Genomic DNA, 14,757 nt, shown 5'->3' with positions numbered 1-14,757 from the left:
AGGCTCTAGTGGGCGGCAGCGGTCGACGGCGCGAGTGGCAGAAGCTGGCGCGTCTCGGCGACTAGGTACTTACCATACTCACGGGCAAGCAGGCCAAAGGTTCGCGGGTTCTGCCACCAATCGGCCAATTGGAGGTCGGGATTGCTGACCGGATAGGGGATGAGGTCGATCTCCGGCATAGCGCCCCGCAGCTCCGCCATGCTGCGCGGCATGTGGTAGTCGCTGGTCACCACGATCAGCGAGGTGAAGCCCCGCTCCTCCGCCCACTGCCGTGCTTCCGCAGCGTTCTCGATGGTGTCGCGGGCGTTGTCGACGTCGACGCAGCAAGCGAAGGCGCGGCGGAGCGGCTCGCCGGCCCGCTCGGCGAGCGCCGCTTGAGTGACGGTGGGGTTGACCCCCGAGATCAGCAGCCGGTCGGCGCGACCATCGGCAAGCAGCGCGAGGGCCCCATCGACCCGCGCGCTCCCACCGGTGAAGACCACGATCCCGTCCGCCTCGGCGTTTTCCGGCAGCTCGGCCGAAACGATCGCATCGGCGAAGGATAGGAACCCGATGGCGAGGCCGACCGCCAGGCCGGTCACAACGACGACAGAGAGACGGAGCGGCCGGCGCCGACGGATATTGCGCCGGCGCGCGTCCGAGTCCTGCCTAGCCAAATCGCTCATGGTCTCACCATCGCACAGAAAAACGGCGGACGGGAGGCGGGTTGCATTGGTCAGTCCGTCTCGGCGAGATAGCGGTATACCGTCAGGCGCGAGGTGACGGCGGTCATCAGGGCAATGACGAAGGCGATTGCCAGCGCGCCGAAATAAGCGACTGGTCCGACCGCGAAGCTGCCGAACAGCGCCGAAACCTGATCGGCCTCAGCCGAACCCATCGACGGGGCGAGGACGAGACCGAGCAGCGCGAAGACGGTCGCCGCCGCGGCCGCACCGGCGAGCCCGCCCTTCAAACCAAGCAAGAGGAAATGTCGCTGGAACTCCCGAGCGATGAAGCCGTCCTCCGCGCCGACGAAATGGAGCACAGAGACAACGTCGCGATTACCGGCCATCGCGCCACGGGTGGCGAAGACGACGCTGAGCACCGTCGCGACAAACACCAGCGCGAGAATCGATACACCGACGAGGACGGTGACCCGCGCCATGGTTTGCAGGCGACTCGTCCAGCCGCGATGATCGTCAAGGGTCGCACCGCGCACCTGGGCGGCCAATCGTCGCTCCAACGCCTCGAGGTCGACGATCGTCGGATCGGATAACCGCACGACCACCAAACGAGGGACCGGCAGGTCGCCGAGGTCGAGGCCCGTGCCGAGCCACGGTTCCAGCAGCCGCGCGCTTTCCTCCTGAGAGATGACTTCCGCGCTGGCTACGCCGCGAAACAGACGGGCGACCGTCGCCGCCTTGGCCGCCTCGGCCGCGGTATCGACGCCCTCCACCGGCCGGATCTGGATGGTGATCTCGCGCAGGATATCGGTCTGCCAGTCCCGCGCCGCATCGCGCACAAGCGTCACCGCACCGAGGGTCAGGCAGGCAAGGAAGCACATGATGGCGACGACGATGGTCAGCGCGTTGCCGGACACCGTGTTCTCCGGCACAAGTTGGCTCGGCTTGCGCATGGCAAGCCGGGTCTGGCGGCGGTACGCCACCTGCTGCAGCTTATGCGACAGGTCGGACTCAGTCGTAGACGGTGAGTCGCCCGTGCTCGATGACGAGACGCCGTGCATTGAACTGGTTCATCAGGTTGATGTCATGGGTTGCGATTACCACGGACGTGCCGAGGCGGTTGAGTTCGACGAAGAGCCGCATCAGTCGGCGGGCGAGCGGCGGATCGACATTGCCGGTCGGCTCGTCGGCGAGCAGGATCTCCGGCTTGCCGATCAGCGCTCGGGCGATGGCCGCCCGCTGTTTCTCACCGCCCGACATGACGGCTGGGAACGCGTGCATCCGGTCGCCGAGGCCGACCCAGCGCAACAGCTCGACCACGTCGGCACGATAACTCGATTCCTCCTTGCCGAGCACCCGGAGCGGCAACGCGACGTTTTCGAAGGTGGTAAGGTGATCGAGCAGCCGAAAATCCTGGAACACAACCCCGATCCGCCGCCGGACCGTTGGTAGCGCGATCTTCGACAGCGACGACGAATCGTGGCCGAATAAGGTAATTAGGCCGCGAGTCGGCTTCAGCGACAGAAAGATCAGACGCATCAGTGTCGTCTTGCCGGCGCCCGACGGCCCGGTCAGAAACTGGAACGAACGCGGCGCGATGTGGAAGGTGAGGTCACGAAGCACCTCAGGCCCCACGCCATATCGCAGGCCGACATTATCGAACCGGATCACGCTGCCGTCTCACACCCTTGACGCTGTCCCGCGCCGATCGCCGTTACCATTAGTCTGCTGGGCTCCATTGGTTCGGCGCCGCCATCCCGCTCATCGACACACGCCAAGACATGCTTTCGGATTCCTCCGAACATGGTTTCCAAGACGTTAACTTTCTCCGGCCTATGCTTCTCCCATGACGAAGATGAGGGTCACGATATGCGGAACCGCTGCCCCAAGTGTAGGACGCCGAACCTGATCTGGGCCAGCGAGACCAGCGATGCGGGCCGATACGAGCTTTGCCCGGCCTGCGGAACCCGGTGGCTGTCCGGACGCCGATCGCGACCGCGGCGCGCCCAAGCCCCGCGTTCCGGACCATCTCGGCCGGTCCGGAGGGCACCCCTTATCATCGACGCGACTCCTATACCGACTACGCGTCTTGGCAAGATCAAAGCATCGTGGCGGTTTTTCGCCGGCGGGGTGAGTCGCTATGCCTATGCCGCCAGCGCGATGGCTATCGCCATCGTCATCGCCGGCGGCACGGCCCTCATCGCGATGGAGCGGACCGGACCGGCGCTGGCCGAAACGAAAGCCGTCGTCGTCAAACGAGCGCCGGAAGCGAAGCTCGCGCTCACCGTGCAAAGCAAACCAGTGGTTGTCGTCCGATCTACCATCGGTAGCCTTTATCCTGGCCTCCAGCAGCCGACCGCCCGCTTCGACCAATCCGTTTTCGCTGCGGGAGGACTTTGATGCACCGTATTCGTGGCCGCGACGTTGAGGTGCTGTACGACGCTGCAACAATCGCCCGGCGGAATGCCGAGATCGCCCAGGAAATCGCGACTGCGGGCTATGTCGATCTTCTCGTCGTGTCGATTCTGAAGGGAAGTTTCATCTTCGCCGCCGACCTCATTCGCGCCCTGCACGACGCGGGCCTGGCGCCGGAGGTCGAGTTCCTGTCGCTGTCCAGCTATCGTAGCGGGACCGAATCGAGCGGTACCGTCCAAGTGCTTCGCGATGTCGATACCGATGTCAACGGACGTGATGTCCTGCTGATCGACGACATTCTCGAGTCCGGCCGCACCCTCGCGTTCGCCCGCAATCTGATGCTGTCACGCGCGGCCCACCGGGTCGGGGTCGCGGTGTTGCTCGAAAAACCCGGCAAGCTTGCCCAGCCGCTTAAGGCCGATCACGTCGGCTTCACCTGTCCCGACCAGTTCATGGTTGGCTACGGCATGGACGTTGCCCACGCCTTTCGCGAACTGCCATTCGTCGGCATCGTCAAGGACGAGACCGACTAGGTTCGTCTACCACGGACGATCGAATGCCGGCCGCAACGCGGGCTCCGCCGCTGGAACGCGCGCGGGCGCGGCGATCGACACACCCTGATAGAACTGCTTGGTCGCCTCGACGATGATGACGCCGGCGAGCGCCGGCCACAGATTGACGCCGATCCGCTCCCACCGCGCGCCGGTGCCGATCCACGGCCGACCAGCAATCGGTGGAGCGCACAGGGCTTCGGTCCACTCCAGCGGTGCCAACATCGCATCGCGCAACAGACGTGTCAGCTGACCTCGGGTATAGGGTCGGCCGTGACCGAATGGTGTCTTTTCCGCCCATGCCCAGATGCCGCGGCGGTTAGGCACGACCAGGATCAGCCGCCCGCCTGGGATCAGGATGCGGCGCACTTCATGCAACAAGTCCTTGGGGTGGCCGGAAGTTTCGAGGCCATGGATAACAAGGACACGGCCGACCGAGGCATCTGGCAAGGGCAGCAACTCGTCGGTGACCAGCGCAACTGCATTCGCCCCATCTGTTGGCCAGTTCACCGCACCTTGAATGGCCGGCATAAAGGCCACCCGCCGCTCCGCACCGTCGGTGAGGCCAGGAAGATAAGGCGTCGGGTAGCCGATGCCGACAAACTGCTCGCCGGTCATCGACGGCCAAACCCGTTTGAGCCGTGCGCCAATCAGGCCACGGGCAATCCCGCCCAGTCGGTCAGCATAGAACGCCCGGAGGTCGACGACGTCGAAAGACATGCCAGTATCCTAATCCAGGCCGAGGGCGAATGCCCTTCCTTTCGGTTGAAGGTGGTCGCTCGGCACCGACGATGCTAGGCATGAGGCGAACCAGCCTAGCGAAGCGGAGACATGCGTCATGCCCCTCGAGATCGAACAATTTCCTTGTCGTGACGACAATTTCGGGGTGCTGATCCACGACCCCGAAGCGAGGGCCACAGCGTCTATCGATGCGCCCGAGTTCCAGCCAATCGTCGATCATCTCGCGGAGCGCGGCTGGGGGCTCGACACCATTCTCGTCACCCATCATCACGCCGACCATGTCGAAGCTAATCTGACCCTCAAAACCGCCTATGAGTGCACGATCATCGGTCCGGCTCGTAGCGTCGACCAGATTCCTGGGATCGACAAGACGGTTAACGAAGGCGACAGCTTCACGTTCGGCAGCTACGACGTCCGGGTAATCGCCACCCCGGGGCACACCCTCGACCACATCGGTTACTACCTGCCCACCGCCAAGGTCGCCTTCGTCGCCGATACGCTTTTTGCCCTCGGCTGCGGCCGCGTTTTCGAGGGAACGCCGGAGATGATGTGGGGATCGCTGGAGAAGCTGATGGCTCTGCCCGACGACACGATGGTCTATTGCGGCCATGAATATACCCAGGCAAACGCTCAGTTCGCGCTTACCATCGAGCCGGACAATCCGGAGCTCGTCGCTCGCGCGAAGGAAATCGACGCCTTGCGCGCCGCCGGCAAGCCGACCCTGCCGACGACGATCGGACGCGAAAAGGCGACCAATCCGTTCCTGCGGGTCGACGAGCCGGGTATCCGTCAGCGGCTCCGCCTGGAGCATGCGACTCCGGCGGAGGTTTTTGCCGAGATCCGCTCGCGCAAAGATAACTTCTGACGGTCGGGAGCGGTTAGCGGCGCCGGAACACGGATTTCGACGCTAAGGCGGCCCCGGCGGTGATCAGGACGGCGGCCACCGATAGCGACCAAGTCGCCACGGCGAAACCGGCCACCACGAGAATGATCGTCGAGAGGAGCGGCGCGGCGTAAGCGCTGGCCCCTAGCACCTGGATGTCGCCGTGCTTGACGCCGTAGTCCCAGACGTAGAACGCCGCGCCGACCGGCATCAGCCCGAGACCGACGACCGCCAGCCACTCGCCGGGGGCCACCGGCCAAACGGTGTCTTCGAGGACCAGATGAGCGATCGCGCTAAGGACCGACGTAGCGAGGCAGAACCCGGCGACGGCACCGGTCGGCACGCCAGCGAAGCGGCGCGACAAAATGGAATAAGCTGACCAGGTCAACGCGGCTGCGAACGCCGCAGCATAACCGGGAAACGCATTAGGATCGATCAACATCGCCTGGCCGCCGGACACCACAACGACAGTGCCGGCAAGACCGAGGAGCGCCCCGACAACGTGGAACCAACGAAGCCGTTCACCGGGCAAAAGGGCGGAAAAGACCACGATCAACAATGGCCACAGATACGCGATCAGGCTCGCCTCGGCCGGCGGCGCCTGGCGCAACGCGGTGAAATAGAAGAAATGGAAGCCGAACAGGCCGCCAACACCGAGCAGCCACGCCCGCACCGGCTGCCGCAAATCGGATAAACGACCATTGGCTGCAATCCAGGCCACACCAAGGCCGCCGCTGATTGCGAAAGCCAGGGCGGTCAGCTGAAACGGAGGTACCGGCCCGGATGCCGCAGTCAAGGTGGCGAGTAACGACCACATCAGGACCGCTGTGAAGCCGATCAGAGTTGCCGCGCGACGATCGTCGGTCATATGAGTCGACGACCTCGAATCGGAGTGCCTCGAAAACAAAAGAGACAGGCTGGTAGGAAAACGCTAATCATGTGTATGGCTGATGGGGCAGTTCTGGTAACCGAGCGATTCGGACCGCTCGAGGGAGACGATGGCGGATACGATTAAAAGCGCGCTCTTCGTAGACTACGACAGTTTCCAACGCAGCCTCAAAGACGCAGACAGCGACATCGCCGACAGTCTCGCGCTAACCGCGGCGAACTGGGTGGCGGCAATCGAAGACGGATCGCTGGTGTCGCCGGCGCTCGAAGAGAGTGTGCGGCGGCGAAGTCTGGTGCGCCGATGCTACGCGGATCCGAAGACGCTTGGCGACCACCGCGCTGCGCTGATCGCGGCAGGTTTCGAAGTGATCGACTGTCCGCCGCTCGACGGTCGCGAACGCAACGCCGCCGACATCCACATGGTGCTCGACACTATGGACGCCCTCGAACACCCCACCGGCTATGACGAGTTCATGCTGCTTTCGGCCGATGCGGACCTGACACCGGTTCTTCTCCGGTTGCGCGCTCACGATCGGACGACGGTGATCTTTGCTAACGAGGTCACTGGTGCCAACTACAAGGCCATCGCTGACGGGATGATCGAGTCGGACCGGTTCCTGGCTGTGCTCTCCGGCGAGGAACCCGAGCAAGCCGAGCCAGAACCCGAGGCGCCGGCCGCGCCCAAGGCGAAGGGCGATCGCAACGCCATCGAAGCTCTGGCGCGCAAGATCCATGGCGCCACCAACGTCCCAATGCTTTCGCCGCGGACCTTTGCCGACTTATTCCGACTGCTGGCCCAGGAGATCGCCGAGGAAGGCTACCATTTCCAGAATACGGCGGAGAACCTGACCAAGCGTCTGAACGACGCCGGGCGCAACGTCACCCGCCGGCAGGTATTGTTCGTGGTCAAGGGGCTCGCGCTCAAGGGCCACGTTTTCTCGACGACCGACACGCCGGAAAAGCTGGCGGAGGTCTTCCGCGAGCAGGTGCTCTATCTCGCCGGGAACAGCGATCTATCCCTCGACGACGAGGAAACGGCGCTGCTGCCGTTTTGGATTGTCGGGCAGGCGCCGCGCGCCGCGGCGAAACCGGCTGCAACCCCCGCCAAGCCGTTGAGCGAGCGGCCTGCCCGCAAGACGCCTACGCGTCGCCGGACGGCCCGCACCGCGGCCAAACCCAAGGCTGAAGCCGAACCAGAGAAGCCAGAAGCGGAAGCGGAGAAGCCGGCCGAAGCGATCGAGGACACACCAGAGAAACCGACGCGCCAAGAGAAGCCGCGGGCGGCAAGCAAGCCGGTGCTGGAACGGCTGGCGGAAATCAAAGCGACGACGGCCTCGCGCATCGCGGCACGGACCAAATCGGCTGCCAAGGCCGGCCGAGCCGAAGATGACAAGCCAGCCACCGGTGCCAAGAAACGAGCGACAACGAAAGCGAAACGCAAGGCCGGGAAGTCCGCGAAACAGGATGCGCCAGATGCCCCAAAATCGGCGGAGGCGGAATCCGGTGACAAGGACGCGCTAGAAACATCGATCCTCGCGGCCATCGCGGAGGCTGTTGATGTCCTGGTTGAGGACGATGATGCGCGCGAACCGCGCGGTACTCAAGCCGCGCGGCCGGAAGAGTTTGAGGACGCGGACATCGATGCTCAGGACGCGGACGGCGGGGACGCGGATTTCACCGACGAATTGGTGGCTGAAGCGGATCAACCGGAGGAAGCGGAGACCCCTGTCGCGGAGGCGGACGTCGAGCCGCGGGAGGATGACCCGGACAGCGACGACATTGGCGACGAGATTCAGCGGATCATCGCCTCATACAGTCGGGCGCGTCAGCAGGGCTGAGCGGGCCGTAGCCAAGATCAAGCGGCGGTTCCCGCGGCCGGCGCCTGATCAACCGCTAGATGCTCTCGAAGCCACGCTTCGAGTTGAGCCGTGCTTCCTTCTTCTGCATTCCAGCGCTCGGCAGCCTGCAGCGCGTTCGCCCGTAGCTCGGGATAGCGTTCGATCGCTTGGTTCACCGCAGCCAATACGCTGTCAAGTTTGGCCTCAGAAAAGGTAACCGGATCGCACCCGAGCCGCCGCGCATACTCGGCCATCCAGCCCCGCTCCGGTAACACCTGAACCTTGCCCAGGGTGAGCGCCTCGACGAAGACGCCTGAGCCGGTCGACTCATACCGGTGCCGGTAGGGCAGAACGACAATGTCCATCCGGTCGAGCAAGCCGAAGTAGTCCCCTTCGGAGACGCGCCCTTTCACCAAGGCGACATGTGGATCGGCTTCGATGGCGGAAAGATCGCCGGCCACGTCGATGCCCGGATGTCGCTTCAGGAACTTGGTGTTTAGCTGAACGACCCAGCCAATGGAATCGTCGTGCTGCGCGCGAGTCGCGCGCATCAATGCAGGGATCAGATCCGCGCCGCGCTCAAGCCGGGTGCCGCCAAGATAGCCAAGCTGTATCCGCGGGGTTTCGACGGGATCGCTTGTTCGAGGCTTGGCGTATTTTAGGGCCAGCGAGGAGGCAACGTAGGGAAATAGCCGGATGTCGAACGCGTCGTCGCTGAATGCGCGCAGCATCTCCAGATGGATGTCGGTCTCGCAGTAGATGAGCACGTCGTCCCGCCGGAACCGCTTCAGCAAGGCGAACGCCTCGTTGTAGACGGCGGCGATCATATCAGCGCGATCCGGCAGCACACCAAGATCGGAATCGATGATTCCAAGCACGATTCCTGTCCCTGGCGACTGAGTCTCCGCCAGCCAGCGGCTCACACCAAGCACAGTTGTGTGTCGGACCGTATGGAACGCAAACAGCCGCGCGCGCGGCGGAATCTGACGACGGAGCTCCTCATGGAGATACGCGTTAACGTTGTGAAGCCAGTCCTTGTTCTCGATCAGCCTGCGTGCTGAGTACATGCGCGTCGTGAAGACCGGACGGAAATCGAAGCCGATCTCCTTGGGCGGAGACCCCGCCCCATGGCCGCCATAGAAGACCGCTGGGATTCCAAGCCGTGAAACCACATCAAGGTATATAGCGTTGTTGTTGAAGTGATGACCGTGGCCGGTATCCGGCAGAAATCCGGGATCGACCACCGCAATGTCAGTGGTCATATCCAGGGATGCCGCGGGCACCGGCGCGCCAGCGCTTATCAGCGCGGCCTCCAGTTCACCGTGACCGACAAGGCCCTGCCAGACAAGACTCTCGCCGGTCGGCGCATTCTCGATCTCGTTGTTCACCAATGTTCGGGCATACGACTCAGCAAACACCGGTAGAACCGACAAGTCGCCCGCTTCGACCACCGCCTTCAGTCCACGTCTCACGAGCCGGGGCGGGACCGGTCCACGGCGAATCCAGTCCTTGAGCACGAGAATGGCTTCCGGAAACGCGTCGAGCTTGAAGAGAGCATCGACCAATTTGGCCTGATCGGCTTCATCTTTCGAAATCGCAAACGCCTTTGCCCGCTCCTTGGCCGCCGATGCCCACTCCTCATCGCGCTCGTAGCCTCGCGCCAGCCGTCTGTGCTCCTGCAGCATCGGGCCGGATAACTGATGATCGTCTTGCTGGAACGACGGCGGCTGCTGATCGGGTGGCTCTGCCCCGGTCACAGAGGTATTGATCTTCCTCGCCTTTTTGAGCTCGAGTTTTGCCGGCTCAAAATTTGGGTCATGTCGTAAAGCTTCCTTGAAGCGTTGCCGCGCAATTTTTATTTTACCCTCATCGCGCAAATTACGACCGTCCTGCAGTCTGTTTTTCGCCTTAAGTCGTGCATTTTCAATAAGAAGTTGATTAACAATTTCTCCAATCGATGATAATACGTTGTCCGTGAAAAGGCCGTAAACTCTCGATTGCTTTTTTAGTTTTTTATCAGCGAATAATGTATTGCCAGCGACAGAGCGAATCCACTTAATCTGCGATTTATTTTGCTTGAGTATCCTCCTTTGAATCGGTTGCGGTAAAACGAACGCATCGCCGTCAAGCCTATCGAACGCCCTCTGCATCGCGATTGAGCGTATTTTACTGAATTCGCCAGCATCATCATACAAAGGAAAACGCTCATTGAACGCACTAAGAATCCGAGCTGCCTGAAATGTCACCGACGTGTTGTCACGAACTTCCTCCATACCCTCGATTGATAGTTGCTCTTCACCAATTGCGTAAAGAAAATCCGCGATCAATGATCCGTTTTCAAAGCTGTTTGGCTCAAACTCTCGGATATCGACCTTTTCTCTCCCGAATGTATTAATGTATTTTCCAATGTAAAACCTATATGGAATCGTGAGAGACTCCATAACTTCGTCAATTCTCTTGCCGCGCGCTTTAATATCCTGTTGGAATGCCGAGCTTATCCAACTGATTGGCTCACGTACATAACATATTATCCTGACGTCTAGCTCATGATTGAGCTTTATGTTCCTCAGGAATGTCGCCAACTTCCTCGTTGAATTGTGCGACAGCGAGGATAACACCTCGCTGGATAATATTATCTTCTTCCCTTGATTCTTTTTGATCGTAGTCTTAATTCTTGATTTCAGTTTTCGGGCGTGCTTGCGCCTTGCATTCTTGTCGTTGTGCAAGCCACGCCGGACCATCGCCGGTTCACGATAGAATTTCTTTTGGAACGCGGCGGGGAGATCGTTTGTGGCGAATGGACGGCCCCTTTTATAGAAATATATAATTCCGTTTTCTTTAAGAATTTTTCGATTCTTAAATAGTGTCTTTTGTATGCTTGTCGAACCCGTCTTCGCGAGACCGATATGGATATAGACTGTCGTCAAGAGCGGACTCCGGTGCACTGATTCCGACGACACGCTGAGCGCGCCGCCGGCATCGCCATCAGCGCTTCGAAGGATGGGCCTATCAGCGGGTTTGTAAATTATTGTCGCACATATTGCCAGCCGCCGCGTAGTTTGTGCATACGGGTTTCGGACGATCCGGGAGCTACGGGTTTTGGTTGAAGGAAACAGGAAAAACGCGCTCGTCTGCGGCGCCGGGGGATTCATCGGTTCGCACCTTGTGCGCCGGCTGAAGTCTGAAGGGTGTTGGGTTCGGGGTGTGGATCTCAAATTTCCGGACTTCGCCGAAACCGACGCCGACGATTTCATCATCGGCGACCTCCGCGATCAGCAGGTTTGCGATCGAGCAGTCGATCGCAGCTTCGGCGAGGTCTATCAGCTCGCGGCCGATATGGGCGGTGCCGGCTACATCTTCACCGGAGAGCATGACGCCGACATCATGCACAACTCGGCGACCATCAATCTCAACGTCCTCGATCGGTGTTACAAACGCAATATCAAGCGCGTTTTCTACTCGTCGTCCGCCTGCATGTACCCTGCCTATAATCAGGAGGACCCCGACAATCCGAACTGCGCCGAGGATTCGGCTTATCCGGCGGCGCCGGACAGTGAGTACGGCTGGGAGAAGCTGTTCTCGGAGCGCCTCTACATCGCCTACAATCGCAACCACGCCATGCGCAATCGGGTGGCCCGCTACCACAACATATTCGGCCCCCAGGGGACATGGCAGGGCGGCAAAGAGAAAGCGCCGGCCGCCATATGCCGAAAGGTGGCCATGGCCCGCGACAACGGTGAAATCGAAATCTGGGGCGACGGGAACCAGACCCGATCGTTTCTTTATATCGATGAATGCGTCGAGGGGACGCTGCGCCTGACTCGTTCGAGTTTCGAAGGGCCGGTCAACATCGGCTCGGACGAGCAGGTGACGATCAACCGGCTGGTCGACATGGTCTGCGACATCGCCGGGAAAACGCTGCACAAGAACCATGTTCCAGGGCCGGAAGGTGTCCGTGGCCGCAACTCCGACAATCGGCTGACAGCACAGGAACTCGGTTGGGCCCCGTCGCAGCCATTGGTCAGGGGCCTAGAAGCGACTTATGAATGGATCGAACGGCAGGTTCATAAAAACGAGGGAACTCATGTGATGTAGCGACAAACCTTGGTCGCGATCCTGCCGCCGTTGGGACTCACCTGACGTCCACCCTCCTATCTGTCCAACGTATCGACTGAACAGCTCAACCCGCGTTTGCGCCAAGTGCCATGATTTACATATGCTATGGTCAACCCAAATCGGCCAGCACCGCGATTTCGCGATTAACCGCGCGAATAATACACCTCAAATACGGTGTTACAGTTGCGGAAATTGGCAAAAAATACCTCCCTCAGGATCTCCGAACTGCATTCATCGGCCAAGTACACCGCGTAATAGATCGCCTTGACAATTCGATTCCTCGGCAAATCACTTATCGCGTCAAAACCCATGGTCCACCGACGGCACCAATCGATGAACTTCTTGCCTCCCGACAGGTGTTAGCGTGCGTCTCTTTTCGAGATCCGCGCGACGTCGCCCTATCGATGTTGGATGCTGGCGTCATTGACCGTCGCGAGGGTCGGGGCCGATCGTTTAGCAACTTTCACACCTTCGACGATGTCTTCTCTCCCATACGACGAAATCTTAAAATACTCAAACTCTGGCTTGCTGTACCCGGCGTTACACGGATCCCATACGAACTCGTTGCGAGCCAGCCTGCGATCGTTGCCCAAAGGATCATTCGACAAATGGGCTTCGACGATGTTGACGCCAATCAAGCAGCACGATCCATTGTGGAAAAAAAGGAATCAATTCCGGAGTTTAATAAAGGGATCGTTGGTCGCTACAAGACAGAAATGCCCGAGCCCTACCAAGAAAAATTCGACAATGAATTTGGTGACGATATTCGGCTGATCCAAAAACTCACTCAAGAGGAAATGCAATCTACTAGAGCTGAATAAAATTCGTGACAGTTTCGGATGGCGGCACGAGTTCTTTCTCATTTATACGGAGCATACGTCGATGAGCCGAAAATAAATAAGACGAAGATGTGAATAAGCTTGAGCCTGATACTATATATTGACAATGCGATAGGTGGAAAAAATCGCTGATAATGGGCGCGATTGCGCTATAGCGCTTTTCATCTGACTGCTTGGAGAGTTGCTGTTGAAATGGCTTATCGCTTAGCGACGTCACGCTTGGCGCCTCAGCATTGAGTTCCGACGCAAGAGAGGCCGCAACGTGGCAATTGTCGCTAAATACGAGGACATCGCAACCGGTGTTGTCCCGTAGTGCCTTTGTTTTTTCTACGATCGTCGTCACCATGTTCTCAAAACGCTCTCCCCCACCTTCCGGCCGACCAGACAAATACTCGCTGTTCCCGTGCCTGACATGAACGCCGATATGACGCTCCAGTTGCGGTTTGACGACGAACGGAAGGGCTTCGCGAGCGAACGGTGCCAGCGGCACGCCGTATCTGGGCTCGCCGGCGAAAAGATACTTAGAGAATCGGAACGGGATCACTCCAAATATGAGGATCGCATGAGAATCCAAGTCGCGGCCTTCCCGTATATATTGGGCGTGAACGAGGCTCGACATGTAAATCATTTTCTCAGGATCGAGGGCCTTTCGGGCAACGAGCCTTGAGGCACCCAGCGACTTCTGCTCGTCCCGCCTAACAACAAGAAAGGTCAGACGAGATACTCGCAATTCTTTCAGGTATTCATCGAGAGATTTTCTCGAAACCAGGATGTTACGTCGGTCGATTTCTGGTTTATCGAGAAAATCTGTGAACAGCGGATCGACGTCTGCCGCTGGGTCCATGCGAATCACGCTCGGATCGATGCAAATATAGAAAACTCTGCCCGTCACCCGCGCGTATTCGGCGTATACGGAGCAGCATGCCAGGAAGTGACCCAGCCCGATGATATGATTGGCGAAGTAGACTACGGCTCTTTGCAAGGGAACGGCCTTGTGCACTGAAGCATGGGAGAGCGTAATCAGCCGAATTGCGGCCGAAGACACTCCTTCATCAAACGACGCGCTAACCCGCACTCACCCGTTGGCGTAGTATTGGCCGCCGTTGATGGTCAACACCGCGCCGGTCATGAACGCGGCCGCGTCCGAAACCAGATACTTGACCAGCGCGCCGATCTCGTCGGCCTGGCCAAGACGGCCGAGCGGAATCTGGCCAACAATGCTGTCGAGTACCTTTTCTGGCATTGCCGCGACCATATCGGTCTCGATGTAGCCGGGACAGATGCAGTTGACGGTGATCCCCTTGCGCGCGTTCTCCTGGGCCAGCGCCTTAGTGAAACCGATAACGCCGGCCTTGGCGGCTGAATAATTCGCCTGGCCCATCTGGCCCTTCTGGCCGTTGACCGAGGAGATGTTGACGATACGACCCTTACCGCGGTCGCGCATGCCGCCGATCACCGGGCGGGTCATTGCGAACATCGAGTCGAGATTGGTACGCAAAACCGCCGACCAGTTCTCGAACGTCATCTTGTGGAACATGCCATCGCGAGTGATACCGGCATTGTTGACCAGGATGTCGACCGGACCGACGGTCGACTCGACCTCGGCGACTCCGGCGGCAGATGATTCCGGATCGGCGACGTCCCACTTGCGCACGGTCACCCCGGTTTCGGCCTTAAAGGCCTCCGCCGCCTCATCGTTACCGTGATAGGTAGCGACTACCACCGCGCCGTCGTCCATCAGCGCCTTCGATATCGCGGCGCCGATGCCCCGCGTTCCTCCTGTGACGATGGCAACTGCCATGCCGTTCCTCCCGTCGTTTTCGT

At 60.0% G+C, this 14,757-nt stretch carries 14 protein-coding genes; 6 read left to right on the top strand and 8 right to left on the bottom strand.

Annotation, left to right across the window (positions count from 1 at the left end):
- Positions 1-5: 5 nt before the first annotated feature.
- Genes ACO076_RS05555 through ftsE form a run of 3 tightly spaced genes read right to left on the bottom strand, consistent with a single transcriptional unit; the run spans position 6 to position 2,333 of the window.
- Positions 6-665, bottom strand: a complete 660-nt coding sequence (locus tag ACO076_RS05555; RefSeq protein WP_421725731.1) for a YdcF family protein — start codon at positions 663-665, stop codon at positions 6-8.
- A 50-nt stretch (positions 666-715) separates the two neighbouring features.
- Positions 716-1,645 carry a cell division protein FtsX gene (locus ACO076_RS05550; protein WP_421725730.1) on the bottom strand — a complete coding sequence of 310 codons (930 nt, stop codon included), beginning with the start codon at positions 1,643-1,645 and terminating at the stop codon, positions 716-718.
- Positions 1,646-1,673: 28 nt separating this feature from the next.
- On the bottom strand, positions 1,674-2,333 hold the full coding sequence (gene ftsE, locus ACO076_RS05545; RefSeq protein ID WP_421725729.1) for a cell division ATP-binding protein FtsE: 660 nt from the start codon (positions 2,331-2,333) through the stop codon (positions 1,674-1,676).
- Positions 2,334-2,792: 459 nt separating this feature from the next.
- On the opposite strand from ftsE, the gene ACO076_RS05540 reads away from it, so the two are divergent.
- Positions 2,793-3,062, top strand: a complete 270-nt coding sequence (locus tag ACO076_RS05540) for a hypothetical protein (protein ID WP_421725728.1) — start codon at positions 2,793-2,795, stop codon at positions 3,060-3,062.
- The gene (hpt, locus tag ACO076_RS05535; RefSeq protein ID WP_421725727.1) at positions 3,062-3,610 is read left to right on the top strand and encodes a hypoxanthine phosphoribosyltransferase; all 549 of its coding nucleotides are present in this window, start codon (positions 3,062-3,064) and stop codon (positions 3,608-3,610) included. The genes ACO076_RS05540 and hpt overlap by 1 nt, the downstream gene beginning before the upstream one ends.
- Before the next feature lie 6 nt (positions 3,611-3,616).
- On the opposite strand, the gene ACO076_RS05530 is transcribed toward hpt, so the two are convergent.
- Entirely contained in the window at positions 3,617-4,348 is a 732-nt protein-coding gene (locus ACO076_RS05530; protein WP_421725726.1) for a class I SAM-dependent methyltransferase, read from the bottom strand.
- Between the two features lie 118 nt (positions 4,349-4,466).
- Here ACO076_RS05530 and gloB point away from each other — a divergent pair, with 118 nt between their 5' ends.
- The gene (gene gloB, locus ACO076_RS05525) at positions 4,467-5,234 is read left to right on the top strand and encodes a hydroxyacylglutathione hydrolase (protein ID WP_421725725.1); all 768 of its coding nucleotides are present in this window, start codon (positions 4,467-4,469) and stop codon (positions 5,232-5,234) included.
- 13 nt (positions 5,235-5,247) lie between these two features.
- Here the strand turns inward: gloB and ACO076_RS05520 are convergent, their stop codons facing one another.
- A complete protein-coding gene (locus ACO076_RS05520) occupies positions 5,248-6,120 on the bottom strand; it encodes a DMT family transporter (RefSeq protein WP_421725724.1) in 873 nt (290 codons plus the stop codon).
- A 130-nt stretch (positions 6,121-6,250) separates the two neighbouring features.
- Between ACO076_RS05520 and ACO076_RS05515 the strand changes: the two genes are divergently transcribed.
- On the top strand, positions 6,251-7,978 hold the full coding sequence (locus ACO076_RS05515; protein WP_421725723.1) for an NYN domain-containing protein: 1,728 nt from the start codon (positions 6,251-6,253) through the stop codon (positions 7,976-7,978).
- A 17-nt stretch (positions 7,979-7,995) separates the two neighbouring features.
- On the opposite strand, the gene ACO076_RS05510 is transcribed toward ACO076_RS05515, so the two are convergent.
- A complete protein-coding gene (locus ACO076_RS05510; protein ID WP_421725722.1) occupies positions 7,996-10,905 on the bottom strand; it encodes a tetratricopeptide repeat protein in 2,910 nt (969 codons plus the stop codon).
- Between the two features lie 172 nt (positions 10,906-11,077).
- On the opposite strand from ACO076_RS05510, the gene ACO076_RS05505 reads away from it, so the two are divergent.
- Together ACO076_RS05505 and ACO076_RS05500 are read left to right on the top strand one after the other, a co-directional pair.
- The gene (locus ACO076_RS05505; RefSeq protein ID WP_421725721.1) at positions 11,078-12,073 is read left to right on the top strand and encodes an NAD-dependent epimerase/dehydratase family protein; all 996 of its coding nucleotides are present in this window, start codon (positions 11,078-11,080) and stop codon (positions 12,071-12,073) included.
- 110 nt (positions 12,074-12,183) lie between these two features.
- Positions 12,184-12,915: a hypothetical protein gene (locus tag ACO076_RS05500; protein WP_421725720.1), complete on the top strand. Its 732-nt coding sequence runs from the start codon at positions 12,184-12,186 to the stop codon at positions 12,913-12,915.
- Here ACO076_RS05500 and ACO076_RS05495 read toward each other — a convergent pair.
- Positions 12,902-13,786 carry a hypothetical protein gene (locus ACO076_RS05495; protein ID WP_421725719.1) on the bottom strand — a complete coding sequence of 295 codons (885 nt, stop codon included), beginning with the start codon at positions 13,784-13,786 and terminating at the stop codon, positions 12,902-12,904. The two genes, ACO076_RS05500 and ACO076_RS05495, sit on opposite strands and share 14 nt — an antisense overlap.
- Before the next feature lie 222 nt (positions 13,787-14,008).
- On the bottom strand, positions 14,009-14,734 hold the full coding sequence (phbB, locus tag ACO076_RS05490) for an acetoacetyl-CoA reductase (RefSeq protein WP_421725718.1): 726 nt from the start codon (positions 14,732-14,734) through the stop codon (positions 14,009-14,011).
- Between the last annotated feature and the right edge of the window lie 23 nt (positions 14,735-14,757).

Origin of the sequence: Bauldia sp. (assembly GCF_965232525.1) — a bacterium.
Classification (GTDB): domain Bacteria; phylum Pseudomonadota; class Alphaproteobacteria; order Rhizobiales; family Kaistiaceae; genus Bauldia.
Note: the sequence above shows the minus strand (reverse complement) of the source record. Positions and strands in the feature narration are given on the sequence as shown.

Bases quoted from the DNA above. Each gene is read 5' to 3' on its own strand.
- hpt (WP_421725727.1), top strand. From the start codon at position 3,062: ATGCACCGTATTCGTGGCCGCGACGTTGAGGTGCTGTACGACGCTGCA.
- gloB (WP_421725725.1), top strand. From the start codon at position 4,467: ATGCCCCTCGAGATCGAACAATTTCCTTGTCGTGACGACAATTTCGGG.
- ACO076_RS05515 (WP_421725723.1), top strand. From the start codon at position 6,251: ATGGCGGATACGATTAAAAGCGCGCTCTTCGTAGACTACGACAGTTTC.
- ACO076_RS05555 (WP_421725731.1), bottom strand. From the start codon at position 665: ATGAGCGATTTGGCTAGGCAGGACTCGGACGCGCGCCGGCGCAATATC.
- phbB (WP_421725718.1), bottom strand. From the start codon at position 14,734: ATGGCAGTTGCCATCGTCACAGGAGGAACGCGGGGCATCGGCGCCGCG.
- ACO076_RS05520 (WP_421725724.1), bottom strand. From the start codon at position 6,120: ATGACCGACGATCGTCGCGCGGCAACTCTGATCGGCTTCACAGCGGTC.
- ACO076_RS05530 (WP_421725726.1), bottom strand. From the start codon at position 4,348: ATGTCTTTCGACGTCGTCGACCTCCGGGCGTTCTATGCTGACCGACTG.
- ACO076_RS05500 (WP_421725720.1), top strand. From the start codon at position 12,184: ATGATTTACATATGCTATGGTCAACCCAAATCGGCCAGCACCGCGATT.